28 protein-coding genes and 1 pseudogene are annotated in these 25,261 nt (G+C 60.5%); 19 read left to right on the top strand and 10 right to left on the bottom strand.

Annotation, left to right across the window (positions count from 1 at the left end; translation table 11 throughout):
• Window position 1: 1 nt before the first annotated feature.
• The 8 genes from RLDS_RS37515 to RLDS_RS56255 all read right to left on the bottom strand — a co-directional run bounded on the left by RLDS_RS37515 (window position 2) and on the right by RLDS_RS56255 (window position 7,076).
• A complete protein-coding gene (locus RLDS_RS37515) occupies window positions 2–262 on the bottom strand; it encodes a hypothetical protein (RefSeq protein ID WP_006968047.1) in 261 nt (86 codons plus the stop codon).
• Window positions 263–409: 147 nt separating this feature from the next.
• A complete protein-coding gene (locus RLDS_RS37510; protein WP_004213405.1) occupies window positions 410–1,282 on the bottom strand; it encodes an ArdC family protein in 873 nt (290 codons plus the stop codon).
• Window positions 1,283–1,765: 483 nt separating this feature from the next.
• Window positions 1,766–3,541, bottom strand: a complete 1,776-nt coding sequence (locus RLDS_RS37505) for a ParB/RepB/Spo0J family partition protein (protein WP_020819819.1) — start codon at window positions 3,539–3,541, stop codon at window positions 1,766–1,768.
• A gap of 282 nt (window positions 3,542–3,823) precedes the next feature.
• Window positions 3,824–4,144 carry a hypothetical protein gene (locus RLDS_RS37500; protein WP_020819818.1) on the bottom strand — a complete coding sequence of 107 codons (321 nt, stop codon included), beginning with the start codon at window positions 4,142–4,144 and terminating at the stop codon, window positions 3,824–3,826.
• Window positions 4,145–4,260: 116 nt separating this feature from the next.
• Window positions 4,261–4,851 carry a thermonuclease family protein gene (locus RLDS_RS37495; protein ID WP_020819817.1) on the bottom strand — a complete coding sequence of 197 codons (591 nt, stop codon included), beginning with the start codon at window positions 4,849–4,851 and terminating at the stop codon, window positions 4,261–4,263.
• The gene (locus RLDS_RS37490; RefSeq protein WP_020819816.1) at window positions 4,845–5,726 is read right to left on the bottom strand and encodes a DUF7146 domain-containing protein; all 882 of its coding nucleotides are present in this window, start codon (window positions 5,724–5,726) and stop codon (window positions 4,845–4,847) included. The genes RLDS_RS37495 and RLDS_RS37490 overlap by 7 nt, the downstream gene beginning before the upstream one ends.
• 111 nt (window positions 5,727–5,837) lie before the next feature.
• Entirely contained in the window at window positions 5,838–6,620 is a 783-nt protein-coding gene (locus tag RLDS_RS37485) for a hypothetical protein (RefSeq protein WP_020819815.1), read from the bottom strand.
• A 303-nt stretch (window positions 6,621–6,923) separates the two neighbouring features.
• On the bottom strand, window positions 6,924–7,076 hold the full coding sequence (locus tag RLDS_RS56255; RefSeq protein ID WP_006949649.1) for a hypothetical protein: 153 nt from the start codon (window positions 7,074–7,076) through the stop codon (window positions 6,924–6,926).
• Window positions 7,077–7,331: 255 nt separating this feature from the next.
• Here RLDS_RS56255 and RLDS_RS37475 point away from each other — a divergent pair, with 255 nt between their 5' ends.
• From RLDS_RS37475 to RLDS_RS37400, 17 genes are all read left to right on the top strand, one after another.
• A complete protein-coding gene (locus RLDS_RS37475; protein ID WP_020819813.1) occupies window positions 7,332–7,640 on the top strand; it encodes a hypothetical protein in 309 nt (102 codons plus the stop codon).
• A 397-nt stretch (window positions 7,641–8,037) separates the two neighbouring features.
• Window positions 8,038–8,703 (top strand): lytic transglycosylase domain-containing protein, encoded by a 666-nt coding sequence (locus RLDS_RS37470; protein WP_020819812.1) that lies wholly within the window; start codon window positions 8,038–8,040, stop codon window positions 8,701–8,703.
• A gap of 21 nt (window positions 8,704–8,724) precedes the next feature.
• Complete coding sequence (locus RLDS_RS37465) at window positions 8,725–9,066, top strand: TrbC/VirB2 family protein (protein ID WP_004213202.1); 342 nt, start codon at window positions 8,725–8,727, stop codon at window positions 9,064–9,066.
• A gap of 6 nt (window positions 9,067–9,072) precedes the next feature.
• Window positions 9,073–9,417 (top strand): type IV secretion system protein VirB3, encoded by a 345-nt coding sequence (locus tag RLDS_RS37460; RefSeq protein WP_006949650.1) that lies wholly within the window; start codon window positions 9,073–9,075, stop codon window positions 9,415–9,417.
• Window positions 9,404–11,788 (top strand): VirB4 family type IV secretion/conjugal transfer ATPase, encoded by a 2,385-nt coding sequence (locus RLDS_RS37455; RefSeq protein ID WP_006949654.1) that lies wholly within the window; start codon window positions 9,404–9,406, stop codon window positions 11,786–11,788. Before RLDS_RS37460 ends, RLDS_RS37455 begins: the two co-directional genes overlap by 14 nt.
• A gap of 13 nt (window positions 11,789–11,801) precedes the next feature.
• Entirely contained in the window at window positions 11,802–12,515 is a 714-nt protein-coding gene (locus RLDS_RS37450) for a type IV secretion system protein (RefSeq protein ID WP_020819810.1), read from the top strand.
• Between the two features lie 2 nt (window positions 12,516–12,517).
• Window positions 12,518–12,823 carry a hypothetical protein gene (locus RLDS_RS0127980; protein ID WP_011627751.1) on the top strand — a complete coding sequence of 102 codons (306 nt, stop codon included), beginning with the start codon at window positions 12,518–12,520 and terminating at the stop codon, window positions 12,821–12,823.
• 40 nt (window positions 12,824–12,863) lie between these two features.
• Window positions 12,864–13,880 carry a type IV secretion system protein gene (locus tag RLDS_RS37445; protein WP_011627750.1) on the top strand — a complete coding sequence of 339 codons (1,017 nt, stop codon included), beginning with the start codon at window positions 12,864–12,866 and terminating at the stop codon, window positions 13,878–13,880.
• A 10-nt stretch (window positions 13,881–13,890) separates the two neighbouring features.
• Window positions 13,891–14,211 carry a hypothetical protein gene (locus tag RLDS_RS37440; protein ID WP_020819808.1) on the top strand — a complete coding sequence of 107 codons (321 nt, stop codon included), beginning with the start codon at window positions 13,891–13,893 and terminating at the stop codon, window positions 14,209–14,211.
• A gap of 9 nt (window positions 14,212–14,220) precedes the next feature.
• Window positions 14,221–14,904 (top strand): virB8 family protein, encoded by a 684-nt coding sequence (locus RLDS_RS37435; RefSeq protein WP_004213217.1) that lies wholly within the window; start codon window positions 14,221–14,223, stop codon window positions 14,902–14,904.
• Window positions 14,901–15,743 carry a TrbG/VirB9 family P-type conjugative transfer protein gene (locus tag RLDS_RS37430; RefSeq protein ID WP_021225586.1) on the top strand — a complete coding sequence of 281 codons (843 nt, stop codon included), beginning with the start codon at window positions 14,901–14,903 and terminating at the stop codon, window positions 15,741–15,743. Before RLDS_RS37435 ends, RLDS_RS37430 begins: the two co-directional genes overlap by 4 nt.
• 1 nt (window position 15,744) lies before the next feature.
• A complete protein-coding gene (virB10, locus tag RLDS_RS37425) occupies window positions 15,745–17,013 on the top strand; it encodes a type IV secretion system protein VirB10 (protein ID WP_020819806.1) in 1,269 nt (422 codons plus the stop codon).
• On the top strand, window positions 17,010–18,002 hold the full coding sequence (gene virB11, locus RLDS_RS37420) for a P-type DNA transfer ATPase VirB11 (protein ID WP_011627746.1): 993 nt from the start codon (window positions 17,010–17,012) through the stop codon (window positions 18,000–18,002). Before virB10 ends, virB11 begins: the two co-directional genes overlap by 4 nt.
• A complete protein-coding gene (locus RLDS_RS37415) occupies window positions 17,980–19,896 on the top strand; it encodes a type IV secretory system conjugative DNA transfer family protein (RefSeq protein WP_020819805.1) in 1,917 nt (638 codons plus the stop codon). Before virB11 ends, RLDS_RS37415 begins: the two co-directional genes overlap by 23 nt.
• Window positions 19,886–21,070, top strand: a complete 1,185-nt coding sequence (locus tag RLDS_RS37410; RefSeq protein ID WP_020819804.1) for an LPD7 domain-containing protein — start codon at window positions 19,886–19,888, stop codon at window positions 21,068–21,070. The genes RLDS_RS37415 and RLDS_RS37410 overlap by 11 nt, the downstream gene beginning before the upstream one ends.
• Window positions 21,071–21,109: 39 nt before the next feature.
• Complete coding sequence (locus RLDS_RS37405; protein WP_020819803.1) at window positions 21,110–21,559, top strand: hypothetical protein; 450 nt, start codon at window positions 21,110–21,112, stop codon at window positions 21,557–21,559.
• Between the two features lie 59 nt (window positions 21,560–21,618).
• Window positions 21,619–21,849 (top strand): hypothetical protein, encoded by a 231-nt coding sequence (locus RLDS_RS37400; RefSeq protein ID WP_020819802.1) that lies wholly within the window; start codon window positions 21,619–21,621, stop codon window positions 21,847–21,849.
• Here the strand turns inward: RLDS_RS37400 and RLDS_RS37395 are convergent, their stop codons facing one another.
• Together RLDS_RS37395 and RLDS_RS55215 are read right to left on the bottom strand one after the other, a co-directional pair.
• Window positions 21,850–22,209 (bottom strand): hypothetical protein, encoded by a 360-nt coding sequence (locus tag RLDS_RS37395; RefSeq protein WP_021225585.1) that lies wholly within the window; start codon window positions 22,207–22,209, stop codon window positions 21,850–21,852.
• 62 nt (window positions 22,210–22,271) lie between these two features.
• Window positions 22,272–22,724: pseudogene (locus tag RLDS_RS55215) on the bottom strand (Tn3 family transposase); the annotation flags it as partial.
• Between the two features lie 156 nt (window positions 22,725–22,880).
• Between RLDS_RS55215 and istA the strand changes: the two are divergent.
• Both istA and istB read left to right on the top strand, forming a co-directional pair.
• Entirely contained in the window at window positions 22,881–24,374 is a 1,494-nt protein-coding gene (gene istA, locus RLDS_RS37385) for an IS21 family transposase (RefSeq protein ID WP_011950768.1), read from the top strand.
• Window positions 24,371–25,138: an IS21-like element ISSsp5 family helper ATPase IstB gene (istB, locus tag RLDS_RS37380; RefSeq protein ID WP_007686288.1), complete on the top strand. Its 768-nt coding sequence runs from the start codon at window positions 24,371–24,373 to the stop codon at window positions 25,136–25,138. The genes istA and istB overlap by 4 nt, the downstream gene beginning before the upstream one ends.
• Window positions 25,139–25,261: the final 123 nt, after the last annotated feature.

The following is a 25,261-nucleotide window of genomic DNA, read 5'->3' as shown; positions in this document are numbered from 1 at the left end:
GTCATGCAGCGAGTTTCTGGCGGGACAGAACATCACGGTTGTAGTCCTGCGCCAGACCAATCGCCACATCGACGGGAATTTGGGTTTCGACCAACAGCAAACAAAAAGAGTGGTCATCCGAAACCAATTCAAGTCCTTCAATCTTGCAATTTGCGATTGCTTCGCAATAAGCTGCCATCACGTCAGGAATCTCTTCCTGCCGACGCGGCTCATACCCCATCGCCTTGATGCGATTCCTGTAGGTGTCGATGATATTTTCCATTTTGCACCTAAAAACGACCTGCTCCCGCCCATAGTTAACATGTCGGGATTTGTATATAAACCACATTGAGTAGCCCCCATATTTCACTTTCCTGAAATGGGACGCCGCGCTTGCGCGGCGTCTCGTGCATTTAGCAGGGCGGGTCATTCAATCCGCTTGGTCGGTCATCATCGCCAACAGGTAGTCGGCGGCGTTCTGAGCCTCACGGGCAGCCTCGAAAATCGCGCGCTTGTCGTTGCGGAGCGCGGTCAACCAGTGCTCGATATACGCGGCATGGTCTTCGCGTTCCTCGACCTTGAAACCGACAATCGCGCCGATGAAGGATGCGCCCAGCTCGGCTACGAGCTCGTCCCTCGCATAGTCGGCGCGGCTCGTTGAAATCAGGGTTTTCCGGTTGAGGCGGCTTTCATGCCCTGCATGATGCACGGCCTCGTGCGCAAGCGTGGCATAGTAGTCGTCGGCGGAATGGAACGCTTCAAAAGCAGGCATTTGGATATAGTCGTCGCGGGTGTGGTAATAGGCTTGCGATCCGCCGATGCGAACGGTTGCGTCGATGCGAGAGAACATCACTTCAAGCTCAACGTCGCGGGTTTCGGGATTGGTAATGATCGGGGCGGGCGCGGGATATTTGCCGTCCAGTCCCTCGACCTGATCGGCATTGAAAACCGTGTATCGTTTCAGAAACGGAATGGCGCGCTCGTCGTCCGTCTCGGAGTCCTTCACGACAAGCTTGTTAGCATAGACAACGGTGGTCCCCTTGCTGCCCTTCCGGACATTGCCGCCAAGCTCCAATGCCTGTTTGAAGGTCAGCCAATAGGGGGAGGCGAAGCCCTGACGCATGGCGCTGGCCCAAAGGCTGAGGACGTTGATCCCACGATAGGCGACCCCATTGTGCCGGAGCGGAATGGTCGGCCCACCGCTCCACGGCTTCACCCAAGGCTTGGTGCCCGCTTCGAGCATCGCAAGAATGTCGTCGGTGACGGCCTGATAAATGTCGATCCGGTTCGTTTCCTTAGCCATTTTCCTCACTCCTTTAGGCGAAGCCGCTGCCTGCGGCCTGCGGCTCTGACCCGCTGGCGAAGCGCGGGATGGGGAGGGGGGAGCAAAATCGATGGGAGTGGTGCGGGCGGCGCGACTAGGGAGGCCCCGGCGCGCGCGAGCGCGCCGGAACTGGCCGAACTTGTCGGGCAACCCGGTCCTGTCGATTATGCTTCGGGAACGAAAGGGCGGGTGCCCTTGGTGTTCCCCCGGTGGCAGCTGCCACCACTGACGGAGCGCGGCCCTGGGCCGCTCGATCCTATGTGGCAGCTGACAGACTACTAAGCGCGCGGCCCTGGCCGCTCATTTTGGCGGCGGCTTGCATGATTTTGTGCTGTTCGTCGCACCCATCGGGATTTTCTTCCTCAACAGGCGCATTCGCTAATCGCAAAGGCGGGGCGGTGGCAGCTGCCACCGCCCCCAAGTTTGCGGGGAGCGCGGGAGTGAAGCGCGCTCCCCGTGCCGTCATGCCGCTTGGCTTTCGCTATCGGCGGCATCGGGCAAGGCAGAGGGTCGAAGGGCGGGGGGCAGGATGCGCCGCCCCGCAAGGCGCTCGTTGACCGTCACGGCAAGGTCAGAGCGCTTCATGGTCTGGCAATTCTCTACAGCGTCGTTGCCGCAACCTTCGGCCAGCAGCTTCAAGAGCGTGGCCTTGCTAAGCTGGTCATAGAATACCTGATTAGGTTCCCACTTGTCGGCCATGTTGATCTGCGCGGCTCCGACGATCTGCGCCAGCTGGCGGTCGCGGTCGCTGTGGAACGAAAGGCTCGTGATCTGCGAGGCAACGCAGTAGGCCAGCAGCCGCAATTTCGCTTCGCTGTCCATCTGGCGCATGTCGTCCAGCGTGGGTGTTTCGGCCAAGCGGTCAAGATCGGCCCTTGCGATCTCGTCAATGTCGGCAATCGTGGAATGGCCCATGACCGCATCGTCAACATGGAAGCGGTTCTTCTCGGCGGTGATTTCGGCGGCTTGTTGCCACGAATAAGCGTTGCCGCGAACCTGCCCCAAGAGGCCCGTTAAGAGCACGTCCAGCGCCAGCTCCGGGTCGCTGGCAAGGGCTTCCCGAACCGCCATCGTGCGGATGCCGCCCAGCTGATCCATGACTTTCTGCGAGTAGTCGGGGCGAGGAGGCTTGGGGCCATCGGCGGCGGTGCCCTTGGCGGTGCGGGTGAACGCGACCTGTTCGATACCGTCATGGCCGATGAAGACGATAAGCGAGTGCTCGGCCTTCTGCTCGGCGGTGAAAACGCGGCAAGCCGATACGATAGCGTCCTGTTTGCGGGTCAGGGCGCGCAACTCGTCGTCATAGTCGTGATCGTCCTCGTCCACCTCGCTTTCCCGCTTGGCGATTGCCGCCTCGATCTCGACCAGCTGCGCGGCTTCTTCCTCGGTCGGATCGCGCTCGCCAGCGGGTTCCAGATGGCCGCGCATCCAGTAGGAATCAGGCCGGTAGAGCTGCCCTTCTGCATCGCGCCAGCCATCTTCGCGCGCCGCCTTGGCGATGGCGTCGAGCCGATCTTGCACAAGGTCCATGACAAGGCCCGCATCATCGCAATAGCGACGTTCTCCGAAAAGATCGGTGGTGAAGGTGCCGCCTGCGGCGCAATAGGCTTCCTCGCCTACAATGCGAAAATGCTTGTCGGTATCGGCAACCTTCTCCTGGGTGAGCATGGCGCGGATTTGGTGGGCGTTGTCGCCGGTGCGCTTGAAAACCTCAAGCTGGCGGTCCTGATCGTCGGTCAGCGCGAAAGCCTGCGCCGCGCCCATGCCGATTTCGTCTTTCTGGAAGGCTTTGAGAATGGTCGGGTGCAGCGCCGCCAGCTTCAACACGCGGCGGACATAGGCCGGGGAGACGCCGAACGATGCTGCAACATCGTCAACGTCCTTGCCGCTGTCGATGATCGCCCGATAGGCTGCGATGGCATCGGCGGGGTGCATGTCCTCGCGCTGCGCGTTCTCGGCAAGCGAGATTTCCAGCGCCTCGTCCTTGCTGCGGATTTCAACGGGAACCTCGAAAGTGCCGGGGATGGCCTTTGCCTTCTGCAACAGCTTCAAGGCCCGGTAGCGCCGCCCTCCGGCGCAAATCCTGATTTTGCCGTCTTCATCATAGCCGATCAGGTTTTGCAGCACGCCCCGCGCCTGAATGTCGGCGGCGAGGGCTTCGATTTCCTTGGGCTTCACCTTCCGCACGTTGAGGTCGGAAAGCGCCAGCTTGTTCAGTTGGATGGTCTGGATGGTCATTTTTCACTCCTTTAGGCGAAGCCGCTGCCTGCGGCCTGCGGCTCTGACCCGCTGGCGAAGCGCGGGATGGGGAGGGGGGAGCAAAATCGATGGGAGTGGTGCGGGCGGCGCGACTAGGGAGGCCCCGGCGCGCGCGAGCGCGCCGGAACTGGCCGAACTTGTCGGGCAACCCGGTCCTGTCGATTATGCTTCGGGAACGAAAGGGCGGGTGCCCTTGGTGTTCCCCCCCGGTGGCAGCTGCCACCACCGGCAAGGCGCGGCCCAGGGCCGCACATTTAGCGGCTAGAGAATGGCGAGAGCGAGAACCGCAACGATTGATCCGCACAATGCGGACAAGAGCATCAGGCGTGTCGTCGCGGCATTGATCGCGATCGCAGCGCCGGCACAGGCCCATAGCAGCGCAATCGTGGGTCCAGCGCGGTAGATAAGGAAGCCGATATAGCTGTTCGGCAGGAGCCGCGGATAATCGACGATCAGGCGTGCAACGATACCGCCGCCTGCGAGAATGAGCGCGGCGATCAGCCATGCCGCGATTGCCTCGACGCGCGGCGATGCACTGTGCCTGGGCGCGGCCTGCATCGTCGTTCGCATCGCATCATTCATGCTAATCTTCCCTTATAGCCCTGACCGTCACCCGAATGGGCGGAGACGGCTTTGCTGGCTCCGTGGAGCCGCGCGGCGCAGCCGTGGGGTGGAATAGGGCAGGTTCCCGGCTCCGATCATTTGCACTTGTTCGGCAACTGGCCCCTCTCGATCGCCAGATTCCTCATCGCCTCGTAATCGACACCCCAAAGGCCTCGCCGCTCGTCGGCTGCATCTTTCATGAAACGGGCATAGGCCAGCCCTGAATGTTGCCTGTAATCAACGGCATATCCATGGCGCACCATCGTTGCCGAAACAGATGCCCCATTCGACCGAAACCGGCACGACAGGTTAGACCGGCCCCAGCTTGTCCGCCGCGTGTTGCATATCGGCTCGATCGTCAGCTTTTCGTCCTGAAAATCGCTCGTGCAATCCATGCCGCCATTTTGCTTCACCAGCTCTTCCAAATAGAGCTGCGCTGCGATCTTGGGCACATTGCCCTTACCGTCCTCATCCGGCGCATCGATTCCCGACAACCGCACCCGCTTTTTATCGAGCGTTTCGAGCGTATCGCCGTCGATAATGCGCGGGTTCTCGACGTGGATCGAAACTGGCTCGCTATTCCTTGCTTGCATCTGATTGAACAGCGCACCGAAGGCGAAAACAGAGAGAATTGGCAACGCGATTTGCTGATTTCGCGGCCATTTTTTGAAACCTCGGATCAGCACCTGGCTCTCTCCTGAAGAATGTCGTTCCAGTCCATCGGCGCCGGGGCCGGCGGGAGGATGATTTTCAGTTCGCGGTCGTTGGCGGTGAGATGGTCGCGCGCGTCCTCTATGGCCTGTGCAGCTTCCTGGCCGTGTTGCGAGTAGATGACGATTTTGCGGATGCGTTCCGGAATCGCGATCAGGCCATAGCGGCGAATGCCGCCAGCGCCCCACACCTTGAATTTTCCGTCACTAAGCTGGGTGACGGAAACGGCTTCCTCGAAGCCTTCCGCGAGGCGCAGAACATCGCCGGTTGGCTGGCCGCCGATCCGCATCGCGGCGTGTCGGACCAGGCCGAGTGTCAACTTCGCCTCGCGCAACGCCGCATGGTAGCGTTTCTCGCCCGTTGCTGGATCGAGCAAGATCCGCTGCACGGCGATTATGCCTTCGTCGGCCTCGAACGGCACGAGAAGGGCAGGATGCTCTTCGCGGGCGTCGGGCGGGCCAACGATGCAACGCGGAGCAAAGCGGACCTTGAGGCCGACCGGGTCGATCGCGCGCGAACGCAGGTAGCGTTCAGCCGCGGTGCCTGCGATCGGCACGGCGGAATCCCATAGGTGCAGGGCGAGCTTCCGGCGCGACGGTTCGGGCGCGCGATCGACCGTCTCGCCGCTGGTGTGACGATTGATTTTGCGGCTGTTGAGCGCGGACCATACGGCTTCCTGGCTGCAACCGGCCCAACATTTGAACAGGACGGCCTTCTTGCCGGGGGTGACTTGGAGCGACGGATTGCGGTCGTTGTGGGCTGGGCAGCAAACCATGCCATATGAGCCGCGCCAGTGGCCGCCCATATCCGCTACGATCTGACGTGCGCGTGCTTCGACGTCCATCTGCATCGAACTTCTTTCGTCAACGGTATCCCGACATTGGGATTTATACACATTTCACGGAGGCGGGCAAACGGTCGGGATATATGCCAATATCGCGCATGGCCCGACTAGGGCCATTCAATATAAATATCTCCGCCGGGTATCTTCACTTGCGAATGACTCACGTTCTTTGGCCTCAATCGCTTCGCCCAAGCTGGCGAGAATATCGGCCAGCTCGCGCTTGTCCCGCTCTTCGCGGGTTAGCTCCCATAGGGGCAGCTGATCCCTCATGCGCTCCATGTCGCGCGCCGCCTCGATCTGGCGATACTGTTCGCAAGCGGGGGCTGGGTCAGCCGCGATGCCGCGACGGCGGCGAGCGGCGAAGATTTTGGAGAGGAAGGCGGGGAAGAGGAAGCGATAGGCGTTCGTGGCCTGCTTGATGCGCGGGCCAGCGCCTTGCGCTTCGTGATCGGGAACCGGCTCGTAGCGCCGGAACCAGTCGATAATGCGCGCCTCTTTGAGGCGCGAAAGCGCCTGAACGACGCAATTTTTGCTGAGGCCGGTTCCCTCCATGATGGTGTGAAGGCTGGGGAACAACGCGCCGGTGCTATAGTCGATGACGCGGGCCAGGAACTCGATAATCTGGATGCCGGCCTGTCCGATCGCACCGTTACGAATGCGCGGCGTGGTTGTCCGCCGCTGCGCGAGCGTCTGCCGCTCGTAGAGCTTTGCGGCTTCGATCATCTCGCGCATCTGGCGAGCATTGCGGATCGGCGTGTAGGCCTTCGCCCGCTTCTCGTGGCCTACGGCGATGCTGCCGGCCCAGACTTTGACGCGCGGTTTTTCGGCACGCGCTAGCAAGGCGCGGTCGATCGTGGCGAGGCCAGTGCTACGCAGCACGGCGCCTATGGAAGTGGTCATGCGGACCTCCCTTCGTCGGTCCCGCGAGGCCAAGCGCCATCGCTCCCGAAAGCACGCTTTCGAGATTGACTTTCGCTGCCGCACCACCGATAAAGGGAGCCAAGTTAGACGCGCTCACCTTCGGTGGCACAAACAGCCCTCGCTCAGCCAAGCGAGGGTTTTTTGTTGCCCTGTCGCCTCGGGGAGCCACCCCGCACGCAACAGATGAATCGCCGACTCCAAGGCGGAATCAGCGCGTCATAACTGGCTCAAGTTTAAGGGGTTGGCAAGAATAAGCGTGCGCGCACGCTTATAACGCGCTCGTCACGCCAACTTGCGGTAGTGGCGCAGATAGTCGGGATATTCGATCCCGCGTGCTTTCAAGAGATTAATCGTCGCCTCTTCGACCAGGGCGGCAACGGACGTTTGTTCGCGCTCAGCAAGGTTTTTGATCTCTGCCGCCAGCTCGGGTTTCACCGACGCTGCGAGATTGCGCGTGTTCGCGCGGCTCGGCCGACGCCGGGGCAAGGGAACCGGGAGAAGGGGGTCTTCCTGTCTTTTCGGGCGAGCCATAGGTCTAAAACACAAGAGGTTGATGTGGTGCCGGAATAAGCGTGTTGACACGCTTAATGGCTGTAATGTGGTTGCACGGCAAGAGAGGACAAGCCGGGTTGCCCTCGCCGTCAAAGCGAGGATAGACATATCCTTATCGGTAAAAGGGAATAAATCACGATGCCGCATAGCGACGATTGGCAGTATGATCCGATCCTGGAACGCGAACTAACCACCCGCCGCCCCGCTGGGGGAATGATCCAAGCGGTCGAGATTGCGCAGTTGCCGTCGAGTGAATGGATCATCAACGTTAAAGTATCGTGGCATGGCGATAAGTGGCTGAATGTCTGCCTATTCGAGCAACCGACGCTTAAAACATACAAGCGACTGTCAAGTGCCGTGCGGCATGTCGTGCTCGATTACGGATATGAGGATGACCATATCCGATTGGTCCCCGACAAACAATGCAGCAACAAATTGGCGTTTTAGGCTTCCCTTTCCCCCTCATCGTGATATGTGCATAAATCTCGATGACGAGGGAGAAAGCGATGAAAGCTTTTAATTTCGCGCTCGCGGCCGCCTTGGTGGGGGCTGCGGTGCAATCGACCCCCGCTGTAGCGTCGGATAATACTTGGGCATGTGAGGTTGTTCTGTGCATCTCCAACCCGGGTGGTCCGACGCAATATCCAGCCTGTGTTCCACCGATAACGAAACTGTGGCGGGTGCTGGCTCTCGGCGGCAGCTTCCCGACATGCACGGGCGGGGGTATCGCCAAGACAAAATACAAGAAGCCGGATGATGGGAGGCCTGGTCGCTTGACGGTCACTTGGACTGACGGGCGGCAACAGACCTACTATCAGCCGCGCAACTGACCGGGAGCGGGAACGTGTTCCTCGAAACCGGAGCCGTTCTTTCGCTGGCGGCGCAATGCGCCCCAGCAGTAGCACCGCATACGATCGCCGCGATCGTGGATGCGGAATCTTCGAACTATGTGTTTGCGATCAACGTCAACGGCGTGGCCAGTCAGCCGCGCCGTCCGCGTAATGAGGCTGAGGCCATCGCAACCGCGCGCTCCTATGTGGCTCGCGGCTACAGCGTGGATCTCGGCCTCGGCCAAATCAATTCACGCAACATGGGCTGGCTCGGCCTGACGTGGGACACTGTTTTCAAGCAGTGCGCCAATGTCGAAGCGGCAGGGCGGGTGCTCCTGTCCAATTTCCGTTCGGCCAAGACGGGGCGCACCCCGCAAGAGGCCCTTCGGGTCGCACTCAGCATGTATAACACAGGCTCTCAATCGAGAGGTTTCCGCAACGGCTATGTCGCCCGCGTGGAGAACGCAGGTCGCCGCGTCAGCGGTCGGCCTGCGACCGCAATCCCGACTGTCATCGTAGGCGATCAGCCCGCCAGCGCCGCCGTGAGCGACACTGGCGCCGGTCGTGTGCCGGTGGAGCTGGCGGAAATCGCAGCGGAGAACATGGAGGCGGCTCCACCGCCTCCACCGCCTGCGTGGGATGTTTTCGGCCGCGCCCAACACGCGCGGATTGGTTCGTAAGGCGAAGATAGGAGTTGTCGAATGTTTCGTATCTGGAAGATCAAGGCTGAATCCCGGCTCGATGCGCTGCTCGCGCGTCTCAAGCCCTCGCCGCTCATGGCGCGCGCGCTGCCCCTGTCGCTGCTGGCAAGCCTGCTCGTAGCGGAGCCGGCTTTTGCGCAGGCAAACTTTGAAGGCCTGGCCGACAATATTCTCGGCCTGCTGAGCAACGGTTTGCTCCGCACGCTGGCGATCATCGCGATCATCGTCGTCGGCCTTCTGTGGTTCCTGGGCCGCGCGTCGGTGCAGATGCTCGTCACGGTCGTAGTTGGCGTGGTGATCGTGTTCTCCGCGCCTTGGATCGTCGACACGATTACGGGGTGATCGGGGATGGACGGTCAGGAAGAAATGACAAAAGACCCGCTGTTCTTGGCCGTCACCCGCCCCGCTTTGTGGGCGGGTGTTCCCATTGAGGCGGGCGCGCTCATCATCATGGCGGGCGCAATCACGTTGGTTGGTTCGGGCAATCCTCTCTACGGCGGCGCGGCCGCCGTCGCGCTTTATGCGATGGCGCGGCTTATCGTTCGGCATGACGTGAACGCATTCCGGCTGATCTTCCTGTGGGGCCGGACCAAAGCGGCGAACCGGAACCGCGTCTTTTGGGGTGGGTCGAGCTACACGCCGCTGCCGCTCTACGGAATCAAGCGAAAGGGATTTGGTCGTGGTGTTCGGTAAGAGCGCGCTCGCGGAGAAGGTGCCTTTTGACAAGGCCAAGCGGGAGGAAATGCCCGAGAAATTCTTGCCGTATTCGCGGCATGTCAATGAGCATGTGGTCGCCCTCGATAACGGCGATCTGATGCTCATGCTCGAACTGGATGGACGGCCCTTCGAGACTTCGGACGTGCGCGATCTGAACGATTGGCACACGCGCCTCAACGGGGTCTGGCGCAATATTCATGACGAGCGGCTTTCGATCTGGACGCACATGTTGCGGATGCGCGTGCGCGACTATCCAGGCGGCACGTTCCGCTCGCATTTCGCCGCGAAGCTCGATCAAAAATACTATGAGCGGATGACGGCCGAACGCATGTTCCGCAACCGCTTCTTCATGACGGTCGTGATCCGCCCAACAGCAAACGCGACTGACAAGCTGATGGATTTCCTGCGCAAGAAGCAGGAGGACAAGAACGCCAATATCGCGGAAGCTCTAGAGCTGCTGGAAGACAAGGTGCGCGATCTGGAAAAGCTGCTGCTGCGCGTTCGCCCGCGCCGTGTCGGCATCTATGAGCACCGGGGTCTCCTGTTCTCCGAACCGCTGGAAATATTGAACCAGGTGATGACCGGGCGCTATCGGCGCTGTCCTCTGGTCCGTGGCCGTCTCGGCTCGGCGCTCTATGCGAGCCGTGCCATCATCGGTGCTGAGACATTTGAGGTCCGCGACGCCGATCATTCGATGTTCGGCGGCATTTTCGGCATTCGCGAGTATCCGTCATCGACAACGCCGCGCCAGTTTGAATCGCTGCTTTCGGTCGATTTCAGCCTCGCCATAACGCAGTCGTTCACGTTCCTGTCGCGCACAGCGGCAACAGAACGGTTTCGGCTTCGCCAGACCCAAATGGCGAACGCCGGTGACAAGGCGATCAGCCAGATGGATGAGCTGATCGACGCGGCCGACGATTTGCAATCGAACCGCTTTGTGCTGGGGGACCATCATTTCACGCTGACGGTGTTCGCGGAAGATTTGAAGAAGCTGCGCGATAACATGTCGATCGCGCGCGCTGCGCTGGCCGATACGGGCATGGTCGCCGCCCGTGAAAGCGCCGCGCTGGAAGCTGCCTATTGGTCGCAGCTGGTCGGCAACTTCGCGTGGCGGGCGCGCCCTGCGCCGATCACGTCCTATAATTTCTCGGCCTTCTCACCGTTCCATACGTTCCCGGCAGGGCACGAGGACGGCAATCATTGGGGGCCTGCGGTCGCGCTGCTCAAGACAAGCGCGCGCAGCCCATATTACTTCAATTTCCATTCGGCGGACCTGGGCCATTCGATGGTCATTGGTCCATCGGGCGGCGGCAAGACGGTGCTGGTCAACTTCCTGATGGCGCAGCTCGAAAAGTTCAACGCACGCCATATCTTCATCGACAAGGATCAGGGCGCGGAGATTTTTGTTCGCGCCAGTGGCGGCACCTATCTAGCGCTGCGGAACGGAGAACCTACGGGCTTCGCTCCGCTCAAGGCGCTCGACAATACGGCTTCTCATCGCGCGTTCCTCGGTCGCTTCATCCGCCAGCTGGTCAAGCAAGAGGGTGCGCCGATCACGGTGCAGGAATCGCACCTGATCGACGATGGCATTGAAGCCGTGATGAAGCTGCCGCGCGAGCAACGCTCGCTGTCGGCGCTGCGGACCATGCTCGGTATGTCGGACTCGGGCGGCGTCGGCGCGCGCCTGGTCAAGTGGACCTCCGAGGGGAACCTTGGCTGGGTTTTCGATAATGAGGAAGATTCCATGTCGCTCGAAGCCCGTTTCGTGGGCTTCGATATGACCGACTTCCTCGAAAACGCGGAAATCCGCACGCCGGTCATGCTCTACCTGTTCGAGCGGATAGACGCGCTCCTGACAGGCGAGCGCATGGTGATTGCGATTGACGAATTTTGGAAGGCGCTGGCCGATCCGGCGTTCACAGCATTTGCGCAGGATGGCCTCAAGACATACCGCAAGCGCAACGCGTTCCTCGTCTTTGCAACGCAGTCGCCTGCAGACGCGCTGCGGTCCACGATCAGCCATTCGATCTTGGAGCAGGTAGCGACGAAAATCTTCCTGCCCAATCCGTTCGGCCAGCGCCGGGATTACATCGAAGGCTTCTCGCTGTCGGAGGCGGAATTTAAGCTGGTGCGCGAAGAGCTGTCGCCGGAAAGCCGCAAATTCCTTGTGAAGCAGGGCCATGACTCCGTTGTGGTCGGCCTGGATCTCATTGGCATGGACGATGAACTGGCCGTGCTGTCGGGGCGCGCTGAGACAACGGGCGTGGCCCGCGAAGTGATTGCCGAATTGGGCAATGATCCGAAGCTCTGGTTGCCGGAATTTCACCGGCGCCGGCGCCCAAGCTGAAAGGAGTGAGACTATGAAGCAGCTTTTCTTGGCGGCTGTGTCGATCGGGAGCCTTGCGGCCGCGACGCCAGCCAGTGCGCAGGGTATCCCTGTGTTCGATAGCACGTCCGTGCTCAAGCATATCGAACAAATCCAGAAGACCATGCAGATGATCGAGCAAGGTCGCCAGCAGATTGCGGAAGCGCAGCAGCTCTACCAAGGGTTGAACCAGCTGACCGATGTTTCCTCGATCGCCAACCAGCTCAAGACGGATTCGCTTCGCACGCTCGGCGTCGATGTGAACTCGCTCGAACGCATGGCGCGCGGCGATTTTGGCGGCGGCGGCAGCTATGGCGGGCGATCTGATGCGATCTATCAGGACATGCTCGAACGTCTCGGCGTGTCCGCGAATGGCGATCAGACTGATGTTCGCTATCAGTCCGCGCGCTCGATCGCGATGGACAAGGCCATGGCCGAAGGGATGGGCGAAGCGGCCACATCGCGTGGCGAAGGCCTGGAAGAGCTGCGCAGCCGCCTAGCTTCGGCATCAACGGCCAAGGAAGTCGCTGACCTTCAAGCGCGCATCCAGCTTGAAAGCGCGTCCATGATGAACGACCAGCTCCGCGTCGATGCCATGGAGCGGGCGCGTCGGGCCGAACAAGCGGCCAAAACGGCGGAAGCCCTCTCCAGCTATTCCCGCGATCGTGAAGAGCAACTGGCCCGCGCGCGGGCAGCGGCGGGAATGTAAGAATGCGGAAGATGGCCTTAGTAGCATTGAGCGCAGCCGGCATAATCGCCGGCTGCCAACGCGCACCCGTTTTCCCTGAAATCCTCATGACCTACCACGACGTGGAATGGCTCAAAGCCAACGAAGATCAAATTCCGGTGATCGTATCGGAGTGCGACAAGATCATGAACAGCGAACTCAAACAATCCGATCTTCCCATTCCCGTCGCCAAGAATTGCGGAGGCATCAAGTCTGCCATCGCCTCGATCAAATATTCCCGTGACCGAGAAGATCAGATGGCTCGCGCACGCAAAGCGGCGGGAATGTGACAGCTCGAAGGTCGATTGAATAATAACGCGGAGCGATCTGGTGGAATACGATCTATTCACGAATGCCTATCAGGGCTTTGTCAACGAACTCAACTCGTCTGTGGTTTCAAACTACGCTGGGTTTGTTGGCTGGATCGCTGGGCCGCTCCGCACGGGAATGGTGATTTATATCATACTGCTCGGCTACGCTATCATGCGCGGTGCTGTGCAATACCCATTCCGCGAATACGTCTATCGCTCCCTAATGCTCGCTGCACTTTATTGGGCTGTGACAAGCCTTTACGGGGCATCAATTGCACAAATGATCGTGACGGGGCTGCCTAATGAGTTTGCCTCAATCATCGGGAACTCGCCAAATGGCGTCGGTGGGTCGTTTGATACGATGTGGGCGCGCGTCGATGTTGCTCTGATAGGGATGCAGGATGCCACCAAGGAATATGCTGAGCAGAACGCCAGCATGTGGGATTTGCAGGGGGCAGCGACTGCGATCATCCTGTGTATCGGCGCAACCATCATCATCTTGCTAACCGCTGTAGCCGCGTTGTTCGCGCTCGCGGTTGGCTTTGTGATCGTGCTCTATGCGCTGTTCGCGCTCGCCTGTCTGGCGGTGGTTGGTCCGATCTTCGTCGGGGCGCTCCTCTTCGATTCCACCAGAAGCTACTTCTTCTCGTGGCTCGGTAGCGTCCTGAATTTCTTGATGCTGTCCTTGTTCGCGCTGTTGTTGGTGCTCGTCGTCGCCAACGTCGCGGAATCCGCAACAGCATCCTTCGACGGTCAGTTTGAGCACGTTTGGGACACATGCGTTCGCATCATCGCCTTCTACGTCCTCGCGTGCTTCTTCTTCCTACAAATCCCCGGAATTGCGGCCTCGCTGGGTGGCGGTGCTGCTGCGATGGTATCGCAGTTCGGTAACGCCGTGATGAGCGGGGGCGGGGCTGTGGCAACGGGCGCAGGCCACGCGGCCAGCGATGCCCGCGCCATGGGGGCCAGCATGGGTCGGGGCTTCTCGTCGGCGGTTCGCCGTTGGCGCAACCGAAACACAATCACCAGAGCTTGAGGGAACGAATATGCGCAAGTTGCTTGGACTCGGAATCTGCCTGGCGCTGGCGGCCTGCGCCGGTCAGCCCGTCAAAAAACCAGCCAAATGCGAGGGGCCGATGCGGCCCGCAAATCCGCATGGGCTTACCCTTCCCTCGATCCCGGATCAGGCCGCGCAGCGAACCGCCCCGGCGAATGTGGACGTGTTCAACCAGGGCGCACCGGCAACGCCGGACGCTGCCCCGGCAGACCCTGCCACTCCGGGCAATGAACAGTCGGACGCATCGCGGGCGGTCGAAGTGCCGCGTCTAAGCGCCTCGCTGCGCGGCCCGATCTACTCGAATTGCTGAGGTGTTACGATGGCAGTTGGTATTCCAAAGGACGAGCTGAAAGCCTATTTTGAAGAGGCTGCAAGCTGGGAACGTGACAAGCTTGCGGCGGCCGAGCGCTCCAAAAAGCTGGCGTGGGTCGTCGCTGGCGTTGCTGGCGCCCTGGCGACTGCTGGCGTTGTGGCCGTTGCAGCCCTGACGCCTCTGAAAACGGTCGAGCCATATGTTATCACGGTGGACCGTAACACGGGCGAGGCGTCGATCGCCGCCAAGCTCCACGGTGACGCGACGATCACCTATGACGAGGCGGTCCGTAAGTATTTCCTCGCTACCTATGTCCGCTATCGCGAAGGCTGGATAGCGGCCGCTCGCGAAGAATATTTCGATGCGGTCATGGTCATGTCGGCGCGGCCCGAACAGGATCGGTGGTCACGCTTCTACAAGACCGACAATCCCCAAAGCCCGCAAAACATCCTTGCGAACCGCACTGATGTTTTTGTCGAGATCAAGCGGGTGTCGTTCCTGGGCGGCAACGTCGCGCAGGTCTATTTTACCAAGGAATCTGTGACCGGCTCGAACTCGACCAAAACCGATGCCGTCGCGACCATCAAATACAAGGTCGATGGCACGCCGAGCAAGGAAGTGGACCGCTTCAAGAATCCGCTTGGCTATCAGGTCGAGAGCTATCGCGCTGACGTGGAGGTGCCCCAATGACCGTGTTGAAGTGGAGCGCCCCGTTTGCGCTCGCGATCGCGCTGGCTGCGTCGCCGGCGATGGCCGAAGAAACGCCCCATGCGACGGTGCTCGATCACCGGGTTCGTGAAGCGAACTACAATGATCGGCAAGTCTATGAGATTCCGGGCGTGTTCCGCATCGCCACGGAAATCGTCTTCGCCAAGGATGAAGTGGTCGAGCATGTGGCGCTGGGCGATACCGTGTCCTGGGAAGTCGCACCGGCTGCCAATTCGCTCTTTATCAAACCGCGCGAGCGCGCGGGTCGCACGAACCTGACGGTCATAACCCGTTCGCGCTATGGCCCGCGCAGCTACCGCTTCGCTCTGTCGCCAACGCAGCGGGGCAGCGGCTTCTATACGGTCGTTTTCCGCTATCCTGAACAGGAAGCAGCGGAAGCGCAGGCGCAAGCCGCAATGGCCCAGCTGGCCCAGCTGAAAGCCATGGAACGCGGCGCGGTGAAGTCCGCGCTCGATATTGGCGTGCTGGAAGGCACGCGCAACGCCGACTACATCATGCAAGGATCGACCGCCATCCAGCCCTCCGAAGTGTCTGACAACGGACAGTTCACGGTAATGCGCTTTCCCAACCAGCGTGAGTTGCCGGCGTTCTTCATCGTCAATCCTGATGGATCGGAAGCCATCGCCTCCTTCGATGTGCGCGATGAATATGTGGTGCTGCACGGGGTTTACAGAACAATCCGGCTGCGCCGGGGCCTCGAAGTGCTCTGCATCCACAATCAGAAAACCGACTATTACGGGCGCGATCCCAAAACTGACACGGCCTCTGGCCTGGTCGAGCGAACCACGGGGGTTCAATAAAATGGCTGCGAACGATCATGACAACGCGCCGCATGGCGACAACATCATTTCGCAGGGCGAGACGGTCGAAAACCGGCCCCTTGCATCAGAGCCGGTGCCCGATCCGGAAGACATTGAGCGGCAAAGCGAACGTCAGGCCAAGATTGCCGCCCTTCCGAACAGGTCGATCGACCCCAAAAAGGCGGTCGTTCTCGCGGCGGTGGCCTGCGGCGCGATTGTGCTCGGTTTTAGCACCATCGACGCAATGCGGAGCGATCCAACCGAAAAAGCCGAGAAAGCGGAAAAGCCGGATGAAAGGCAGCTCGCCAACTACGATCCGAAGTCAATCATAGCCCCAACGCTTGCCGATGCGCCGAATGATCCGAACGCGCCGGTGCCCATGACGGAAGTGCCGGCGCTTGATGGAAGCCAAGCGCCCCGCACAGCCGGTGCAAGCGGTCGCCCCCAAAAGTCTGAGGGGCAAGTCATCGCAGAGGCGCAGCGCCGCGCCGGAATTATGGCCTATGGTGGCGAAAACGGCGGTGGGGTCGGCGGAGCGGTGGCAGCTGCCACCGGCCTGCCCATGGGCGGCGGCACAGGAGGACAGGGCGCGCAGTTGCTTGGCGCGTCGGCCGATGGCGATGGACAGGGCGGATCGCGCCGGACCAATCTCGAAAACATGCGCCAGACCTCGCAAATTGATCGGGTGTCAGGCCGCGACATTGGCAACCGCGATATGCTGATCCTCGCAGGGTCGTTCATTCCGTGCGTGCTGCAAACGGCGATGGATTCCAGTCAGCCCGGATATGTCAGCTGCATCATTCCCCGCGACATTTATTCGGACAACGGCCGCGTCGTTCTGCTGGAAAAGGGAACGCGCGTCCTGGGCGAATATCAAACCGGCGTCCAGCGCGGCAAATATCGTCTCTTTGCGGTATGGAACCGCGCGGTCACGCCTCGCGGCGTGGCGATCGACGTAGGCTCGCCCGCCAGCGATGCGCTTGGCCGTTCAGGCATGGCAGGCGGCGTGAAGAACTTTTTTTGGGAACGCTTTGGGGCGGCGTTGCTGTTCAGCTCGCTTAACGATGCCGCCTCGATCGCCGCCTCGGAAGTCTCCGACGCGGATAATGTCACTCGGGTTCCCAGCCAAGCGTCGGACACGATCTTGCGGGACACGATGCAGATTCAGCCGGTGCTTCGCATCAATCAGGGCGCGGAAGTGGGGATCATGGTCGCGCGCGACTTCGATTTCTCCAACATCTACGGCCTTCGGCTTCGGCGCGGCCAATGAGCAATACGGCTGTCCTCGAAAACGCCTTGCTGCCGTTGCGCCCTCTGCTCGCGCGTGAGGACGTAACGGAGCTGGTGATTAACAAGGCTGGCGAGGCGGCAATTGAAACGCGCGATGGGTGGTCCTGGGAGACATTGCCCGACCTGAATGAAAAGTCGCTGCTCGCGCTCGCGCGGGCAGCGGCGGCTTTCACGCATCAGGACATAAGCCAGTCCACGCCGATCTGCTCCACAATCCTCCCCAGCGGCGAGCGTGTGCAGCTGGTTGTGCCGCCTGCTGTCCCTGCCGGCACAGTGTCCATCACCATCCGCAAGCCGTCATCGGTGACGTTGACGATGGAGGATTTCGAGCGCGGTGGGCTGTTTAGCGAGACGAAGATCGCAACCCGGCAAGTCTCGCCGCTCGATGTTGAATTGCGCGATCTGCTCGACGCAGGGAAGCACGTCGAATTTTTCCAGAAGGCGGTCCAGGGCCGCAAGAATATCCTGATTTCCGGCGCTACCGGCTCGGGAAAGACGACGCTCTCTAAAGGGCTGATCCAGCTCATTCCGCCGCATGAGCGGCTGCTGACGATCGAAGACACGCGCGAATTGGTCGTTCCGCATCGCAACGTGGTCCACATGCTCTACGCGAAGGACAAGCAGGGCACCGCGAAAATCTCTGCAAAGGATCTTCTGGAATCGGCCCTGCGTATGCGGCCTGACCGGATACTGTTGCAGGAGCTGCGCGACGGCACCGCGTTCTTCTATCTCCGCAACGTCAACTCAGGCCACCCCGGCTCGATCACGACGATCCATGCGGACTCGGCCGAACTCGCGTTCGAACAGCTGACATTGCTGGTCAAGGAAAGCGAGGGCGGCGCCGATCTGGCCCGTGACGACATTCGCAGCCTGCTCAAGCTGCTGGTTGATGTGGTCGTGCAGACCAAGAAGGTCGAAGGCCGCTTTCGCGTGACGGAGATATATTTTGATCCAGAAAACAGGCTCTAACAGGCTCGCACTGGCCCTTGTCCTCCTTCCGATCACGCTCCTGCTGATCGGCCTGCTGACCGGCACGGTGGCGTGGTTCTTCCTCAAGATGCCCGCCGCGGCCTACGATCCGCTCACCCTTCCCGGCTTCTTCTGGTATTATCGGCATGATCCTGTCGTGACCGAAGCGCTTTGGCGAGGCGCGGTCATCGGCGTGCCGCTGCCGGTGTTGCTCATGGCGATCGTCTTGCGGCCGAAAAAGAACCTTCACGGCGAGGCGCGTTTCGCGCGCGAAGGTGAAATCCGCAAGGCGGGCCTTCGCGCGAAAAAGGGCATTGTGCTCGGCCGCGTCCGCAATGGCTTTTTCCGCAACGGCTTTCTCATGGTGGGCAAGATGGAGCATGTATTGCTCGAAGCCCCGACCGGATCGGGCAAGGGCGTCGGCATCGTCATTCCCAATCTGTTGCAATGGCCGGATTCGGTTGTCGTGCTCGATATTAAGCGTGAGAACTACGAAATCACGGCGGGTTTCCGCCGCAAGGGCGGCCAAAAGGTTGTGCTGTTCAACCCTACGGACAGGGAAGGCCGCACGGCCCGCTACAACCCGCTCAGCTATATCAACAGGTCCGACCCGATTGAGGTCCTGGTCGAATTGCAGAAGATCGCCACGATGCTCTTCGTGCCCCCGGAGAAGGGCGAGGCATTCTGGACGGAATCAGCCCGCACGGCCTTTGTCGGCATAGCATCGTGGATCGCGGCCAAGCCTGAACGTCCCTTCTCGTTTGGCGAGATCTACCGGACCATCACGATGCCGGGGATGAAGGCATTCTTCGCCAAGGAAGCCGGCGATGGTGCGCTATCGGAAGGGTGCCGCGCTGCGTTGAGCGATTTTACGTCCAGCGCAGACAACACATTCACCGGCATTATCCAGACCGTCACCTCCAAGCTCAATCTCTGGATCAATCCGATTGTCGATCGCGCGACGGCCGAAAGCGACTTTTCCCTGACGGACCTTCGCCGCATCCCGACCTCGATCTATCTCGGTGTCTCGCCGGATGAACTCGATAGGGTCGCGCCGCTCTACAATCTGTTTTTCCAACAGCTGATCGACCTCAACACGCGGCAACTGCCCGACGATGGTGAAAAGCTATCCGTGCTGCTCATTCTGGACGAATTTGCGCGGCTCGGCCGCGCCCAGGTCATTGCCAATGCGTTCTCCTATGTGCGCGGCTATGGGCTGCGTCTGCTCCCCGTCATCCAGTCCCGCTCCCAGCTGCGGAATGTCTATGGTGAGCATGGCGCGGACGAAATCGTATCAAACTGCGGGGTCGAAATTGCTTTCACGCCGAAGGAGCTGCGGGTCGCAAAGGAACTGTCCGAACGCCTCGGCTATCTTGGTCAGGATGCGGAAAGCCGGTCCCTGACGATACATGGATTGCTCGCCAATCGAAGCAAGACGATCTCCGAACAGCGCCGCGCGCTGATGCTCCCGCAAGAGCTGATGCAGCTGCCCGAAGACGATATACTCGTCATCCGGGGCGGCATCCCCGTCATTCGCGGGAAGAAAATCCGCTACTTCAAGGATGCCGTGTTCCGCTCGCGCTTGACGCCTGCGCCGGAAGTGCCGGCGCTGCCCAAGCCGGTCGCGCCGATCGCGGCCGTCGATGATCTGAGCGATGAAGAGCTGGCGGCTTTCAATGATTATTCCGCACTGGCCGATGACCAGGTGCAGGACATTCCCGAAGACGTTCTCGCCCTCGATCGCGATATGCCGAACCTGACAGTGAAGGACGGCAGCATGGCTTTCGATGAAATCAACTTCGACGACATTATTGGTCCCGACCCGACGAAAGAGGAGTGGGAAGGTCAGCGCCGGGATCTAGTTCTGAGTGAAGGAGAAGAATATGGCCGATAATGACAACAGCGAACGCCAAGCAAAGACGCCGCGCTCCTACGAAATTCTTGGCCCTGGGAACAGCAAGGAAACCTTTGCGAGATTCCCCGATGCCATGAAGGCATTTGCCAAGCTGGAAAACCAATATGACCACGCGCTGACGATGCAGAAAGGCGGAAAAACCGCTTATCTGGCGTCCACGGATTGGCGCAATGATGGGTCCACGCCGGTTGCGCAATATCTGACGCCGGCTGTCGAAGAGTATAATAAGGCGCTGAAACGCGGAGCGCCTGCCGACGAATTGCGCGGACACGAAAGCAGAGTGCGGGCCGACCTTAATGCGTGGCCCCGGCAAGCGAAGCGCGAAGCGGCTCCGACCGCATCGGCCGATAAATCGCTCAATATCCATGAGGGTGAGCGAGCCAGGGCGGAGAGCAAAGACGGTGCTGCGCCCGCGAAAGCTGAGGTTCCATCGAAGGCAGCGCCAAAGGATGACAAGCAAGTTGACGACACACGCTTGGCTCTGCCCACGCAGCTCGAACGCAAATATCTGCGCGTTGGGAATGATCTTTTCCGTAGCGGCCGCGATGACAAGCCCGATATGTCGATCAAGGGCCAAGACGGCATTCGCATCAACAAGGACTATGCCATTGGCGATGCTATCGCGATCGCGAAGCACAATGGCTGGCAGTCGATCCGTGTTCATGGAAGCGACGAATTCAAGAAGGCGGTCTATCTGGAAGCGGCGCGATCGGGGGTCGAAGTGAAAGGGTTCAAGCCGTCTGAACAGCTGAAACTTGAGGGAGAAAGGCTGGCGGCGCGAGATAAGGCCCGCGAAGCACAAGACCCGGCAAAGAGAGCGAGCATGGCAAAGCAAGACCCCTCAGAATCTCGTGCTGCGGCCGAACAGTTCCGGCGCAATTCGCATCGGGATAATGCGGCCAACCCGCAATTCAAGGCCGCGCAATCGCACGTCCTGGCGGCAGCGATCGAAGCGAAAACCCGGTTCACCCAAAAGGAAGACAGGGATCGCTTCATAGAGCGGGCCAAGGAAACTGTCGCCAAGCGTATTGAGGTTGGCGCGCCGGTCCCTGCTGCCCGTTTCGAGCAACAGCGCCAGAACGAGGCTACCCGCATAGCGCGCGAGGATTTGACGCTGCGCCAGCAGGAAAGGAAGCCGTCACGCTCGCGCTAAGTGCATGGCACATGCTTTTTGGAAACAGGAAACCGCACGATGAACATTCCCCGGCCTGATCCGGTGCCATCGAGAGGCGTGTCCGATCTCGATCGTCACATTGAAACCTTGCTTCGCGTGATTCATTCCAGAAACCTCGCTTGGTCTGATCTAAGCGAAGTGGGTAAACAGGTAGAACGCCCTCTGACGGACGTTGAGCAATTGCTTACAAATGTGGGCGACGACGCCCATGAAATCACCCTTGCTACCGAGACGATCATAACAGCCCTCAAGCTGCAACGTGATGCGCTCGCGATCCAAAGCTCTCGCCGTAGAGCACGCTTCGGCTCGATGCTCCTGCTCATGATCCCCGTGTTCTTCGTAGGTTTGATGATTGGCGCATCATACGGGATAGATGAAGGTCGGGCGCGGGAGCGTGAAGCCTTAAAGTATCCGATGATACCCCAGCTGTCCGTAGATCGTGGCAGGCTCAAAACTGACGGAAGGTAGAGCGGTGGCAGCTGCCACCGCTTGCGATCTCTTGATGGGCTATGGCCTCATGAGGCACGATGAAGAAATCTGACAGGGCAAAGAAACAAACCGCCAAGGTAATCGAGGCGGCTGCACGCGCCCATGAAGCTCTCGATTATTTCAACGGCAACGTCACAAATCCGTTCGATGAGTTAACATGGCCCAGTATTGCCGAAGGTTATCTTCTAGTCGCGCAGAAGGCGGTATCAGACGCCTTGGTCGCTTTGGAACGCGCAAACAGCGTTGGCTGGACCAAGCACGGCCAGTAACTATCGTCCTGGCCCTTCCCGCGAACGATCGCGGTTCCTAGATCGTTCGCTCTGCCGCTTCCGCTCCATCGCGGCTACCGATCGCTCATGAATTGTAGGCGTTCGCCCTGCCCCCACAAATTGCCGCACCTGGTCGGCAAGCTGGCGGTCAGCTGGATCGCTGCTTGCCTCAAGGCGCTTGGCGGCGGCTAGATAGCGGTGTTGCGTCTCATTCCATGCCTGCCGCCCGCGCACCACGAAATCCGGAGCGGTGGACCGCCCCGCCAGCTGGTCTCGCGCGGCCGCAGTGATCTTCTGATTGGCAAACGGTGCAGGTGCGGTGCCGGCCATGTAGCGCTGCCGCATCCGATTCAGGGCCATGCTTTGACCAGCTCGGCCCCTGTGCATTATTCGGACACAGATTCACGGTAGCCGCGTAACGATCAGGAACGATTGGCCAGTTTGAGCGGCATTAGCCCATCGGCGTCGAGTTCGATTCCATCTGACCAGACATAGTCGCCGGTGAGATTGATCCGGTCCCAGCCCAACGGAGAAAGTTGCGAAATCAGAGTGGGATCGAGTTTTGTCCCGCGCTTTTCCAGTTCGGCTAAGGCGCGACCGAGATAGCGGCAGTTGAAAAGAATGATGGCGGCAGTGACAAGATTGAGGGCGGCGGCTCGCATTTGCTGGTTTTCCAGGCCACGATCGCGAAAGCGTCCGAGCCGGTGAAACGCTACCGCGCGCGCTAGGCTGTTGCGTGCTTCGCCCTTGTTGAGTTCACCGGTGACGAGCTGGCGAAGCGCCGGGTCCTGAAACCATCGCAGCGTGAACAGCGTGCGCTCGATGCGTCCGACCTCACGCAGTGCGGCGGCAAGACTATTCTGTTGCCGGTAGGCCCCATCGGAAGGTTTCTTCGTAGAACCACGCTAAGGTGAGAACGGCGGAGCAATATTCGACCACGGTAGCGGCGGGATAGTCCTGCTGCGGGCGGCGTAAAAGTCGTCCACCTTGAAGCCTTTCTGCCGAGTCAGGGAGGTGTGGGGATCTACAGCGTGGAACTTTATCTTCAGGTCCGTCTGGCTTGCGCGGATGGCATGAGCCAACGGGCGGCGGCGAAGCGTTTCAATGTGTCGCGCGAAACGGTACGCAAGATGCTGTCGTTTTCATCGCCGCCGGGTTACCGGCGCCAGTCCGTACCGCAGCGCCCGAAGCTGGACGGGTTTGTGGCGATCATTGATGGATGGCTTGAGGGTGACCGCAGTGTCCCGCGCAAGCAACGCCATACGGCGAAGCGGGTATTCGACCGTTTGCGCACCGAGCATGGTTTCACCGGCGGCTATACGATCATCAAGGATTACATCCGGGAGCGCGAACAGCGCAGCCGGGAGATGTTCGTGCCGCTGGCGCACCCTGCGGGAGATGCGCAGGCCGATTTCGGGGAAGCGCTGGTGGAGATCGGCGGGGTGGAGCAGAAGGCCTACTTCTTCGCGCTCGATCTGCCGCACAGTGATGCCTGCTATGTGCGGGCCTATCCGGCGGCGGTGGCGGAGGCCTGGGTGGACGGACACGTGCATGCCTTCGCGTTTTTCGGCGCGGTACCGCGCTCGATCGTCTATGACAACGATCGCTGCCTTGTGACGAAGATCCTGCCCGACGGCACGCGGCAGCGTGCCACGCTGTTCAGCGCTTTCCTGTCACATTACGTGATCCGCGACCGCTATGCTCGCCCGGGCAAGGGGAACGAGAAAGGCAATGTGGAGGGGCTGGTAGGCTATTGCCGGCGCAACTTCATGGTGCCGATCCCGAAGTTCCCGACCTGGGAGGCGTTCAACCTGTGGCTGGAGGAGCAATGCCGCAAGCGCCAGCAGGACAAGGTGCGCGGGCAGAGCGAGACGATCGGTGAGCGGCTGCAGCGCGATCTCGCGGCCATGCAGCCTCTGCCCGCTACACCCTTCGAGGCCTGCGATCAGAAAGGCGGGAGGGTCTCCTCGCAATCCCTGGTGCGCTACAGGACCAACGATTATTCGGTTCCGGTGGCCTGGGGCCATCAGGAGGTCTGGATCAGGGCCTATGTCGATGAGGTGGTGATCGGCTGCCGCAGCGAAGTCATCGCCCGTCATCCTCGTTGCTATGCCCGCGAGGAGGTTGTCTTCGACCCGCTCCATTATCTCCCGCTGATCGAGCAGAAGATCAACGCATTCGACCAGGCTGCGCCTTTGCAGGGCTGGGACCTGCCCGAAGCGTTCACGACACTGCAGCGGTTGATGGAAGGGCGCATGCACAAACATGGCAGGCGCGAATATGTGCAGGTACTGCGCCTGCTGGAAACGTTCACCCTCGCCGATCTCCAGGCGGCGGTCGAACAGGCCATCGATCTTGGCGCCATCGGCTTCGATGCCGTCAAGCACCTCGTCCTGTGCCGGATCGAACGCGTACCGCCCAGGCTGGACCTGGACGTCTATCCCTTCCTGCCACGCACCACGGTCGAGAAGACCTTTGCCAGAGCCTATCTGAGCCTGCTCTCCGACCGGCAGGAGGCCGCATGAGCGATCAGGCCCCGGAGATCCTTCTCGCTCACCATCTCAAGGCGCTCAAGCTGCCTACGTGCCTGCGTGAGCATCACAAGCTCGCGCGGCAATGTGCCGCTGAAGGCGTCGATCATATCCGCTTCCTCGCCCGCCTCGTCGAGATGGAAATGATCGACAGGGAGCGTCGCATGGTCGAGCGGCGCATCAAGGCCGCGCGCTTCCCCGCCGTCAAAAGCCTCGACAGCTTCGACTTCGCCGCCATCCCCAGGCTCAACAAGATGCAGGTGCTCGAGATGGCGCGCTGCGAGTGGATCGAGCGGCGTGAGAACGCCATCGCTCTGGGGCCATCAGGCACCGGAAAGACGCACGTAGCGTTGGGGCTCGGACTGGCAGCATGCCAGAAAGGACTGTCGGTGGGCTTCACCACCGCGGCAGCGCTGGTCAGCGAAATGATGGAGGCCCGCGACGAGCGCCGTCTTCTGCGCTTCCAGAAGCAGATGGCCGGATACAAGCTGCTCATCATCGACGAACTGGGCTTTGTGCCGCTCTCCAAGACCGGCGCCGAACTGTTGTTCGAGCTGATCTCCCAGCGTTACGAACGCGGCTCCACCTTCATCACCAGCAACCTGCCCTTCGACGAATGGACCGAAACCTTCGGATCTGAGCGTCTCACAGGCGCGCTCCTCGATCGCCTGACCCATCACGTCAGCATCCTCGAGATGAACGGCGAAAGCTATCGCCTCGCGCACAGCCGGGCCCGCAAGGCCAAAACCAGACCCTGAAAATTACACCAATGCCGGGGGGAGTGGCCCTCGGGCTACGCCCTCACGCCACTCCCCCCGGCATGTAACACGATGGCCTGGTTTTACGCCGCCGAATGGCCGACTTTTGCTCCGCCGTTGACA

The organism is Sphingobium lactosutens DS20 (assembly GCF_000445105.1).
In the GTDB taxonomy this organism is placed as follows: domain Bacteria; phylum Pseudomonadota; class Alphaproteobacteria; order Sphingomonadales; family Sphingomonadaceae; genus Sphingobium; species Sphingobium lactosutens.
Note: the sequence above shows the minus strand (reverse complement) of the source record. Positions and strands in the feature narration are given on the sequence as shown.

Bases quoted from the DNA above. Each gene is read 5' to 3' on its own strand.
- RLDS_RS37515 (WP_006968047.1), bottom strand. From the start codon at position 262: ATGGAAAATATCATCGACACCTACAGGAATCGCATCAAGGCGATGGGG.
- RLDS_RS37510 (WP_004213405.1), bottom strand. From the start codon at position 1,282: ATGGCTAAGGAAACGAACCGGATCGACATTTATCAGGCCGTCACCGAC.
- RLDS_RS37505 (WP_020819819.1), bottom strand. From the start codon at position 3,541: ATGACCATCCAGACCATCCAACTGAACAAGCTGGCGCTTTCCGACCTC.
- RLDS_RS37500 (WP_020819818.1), bottom strand. From the start codon at position 4,144: ATGAATGATGCGATGCGAACGACGATGCAGGCCGCGCCCAGGCACAGT.
- RLDS_RS37490 (WP_020819816.1), bottom strand. From the start codon at position 5,726: ATGCAGATGGACGTCGAAGCACGCGCACGTCAGATCGTAGCGGATATG.
- RLDS_RS37485 (WP_020819815.1), bottom strand. From the start codon at position 6,620: ATGACCACTTCCATAGGCGCCGTGCTGCGTAGCACTGGCCTCGCCACG.
- RLDS_RS37475 (WP_020819813.1), top strand. From the start codon at position 7,332: ATGCCGCATAGCGACGATTGGCAGTATGATCCGATCCTGGAACGCGAA.
- RLDS_RS37465 (WP_004213202.1), top strand. From the start codon at position 8,725: ATGTTTCGTATCTGGAAGATCAAGGCTGAATCCCGGCTCGATGCGCTG.
- RLDS_RS37460 (WP_006949650.1), top strand. From the start codon at position 9,073: ATGGACGGTCAGGAAGAAATGACAAAAGACCCGCTGTTCTTGGCCGTC.
- RLDS_RS37450 (WP_020819810.1), top strand. From the start codon at position 11,802: ATGAAGCAGCTTTTCTTGGCGGCTGTGTCGATCGGGAGCCTTGCGGCC.
- RLDS_RS0127980 (WP_011627751.1), top strand. From the start codon at position 12,518: ATGCGGAAGATGGCCTTAGTAGCATTGAGCGCAGCCGGCATAATCGCC.
- RLDS_RS37440 (WP_020819808.1), top strand. From the start codon at position 13,891: ATGCGCAAGTTGCTTGGACTCGGAATCTGCCTGGCGCTGGCGGCCTGC.
- RLDS_RS37435 (WP_004213217.1), top strand. From the start codon at position 14,221: ATGGCAGTTGGTATTCCAAAGGACGAGCTGAAAGCCTATTTTGAAGAG.
- RLDS_RS37430 (WP_021225586.1), top strand. From the start codon at position 14,901: ATGACCGTGTTGAAGTGGAGCGCCCCGTTTGCGCTCGCGATCGCGCTG.
- virB10 (WP_020819806.1), top strand. From the start codon at position 15,745: ATGGCTGCGAACGATCATGACAACGCGCCGCATGGCGACAACATCATT.
- virB11 (WP_011627746.1), top strand. From the start codon at position 17,010: ATGAGCAATACGGCTGTCCTCGAAAACGCCTTGCTGCCGTTGCGCCCT.
- RLDS_RS37410 (WP_020819804.1), top strand. From the start codon at position 19,886: ATGGCCGATAATGACAACAGCGAACGCCAAGCAAAGACGCCGCGCTCC.
- RLDS_RS37405 (WP_020819803.1), top strand. From the start codon at position 21,110: ATGAACATTCCCCGGCCTGATCCGGTGCCATCGAGAGGCGTGTCCGAT.
- RLDS_RS37400 (WP_020819802.1), top strand. From the start codon at position 21,619: ATGAAGAAATCTGACAGGGCAAAGAAACAAACCGCCAAGGTAATCGAG.
- RLDS_RS37395 (WP_021225585.1), bottom strand. From the start codon at position 22,209: ATGGCCCTGAATCGGATGCGGCAGCGCTACATGGCCGGCACCGCACCT.
- istB (WP_007686288.1), top strand. From the start codon at position 24,371: ATGAGCGATCAGGCCCCGGAGATCCTTCTCGCTCACCATCTCAAGGCG.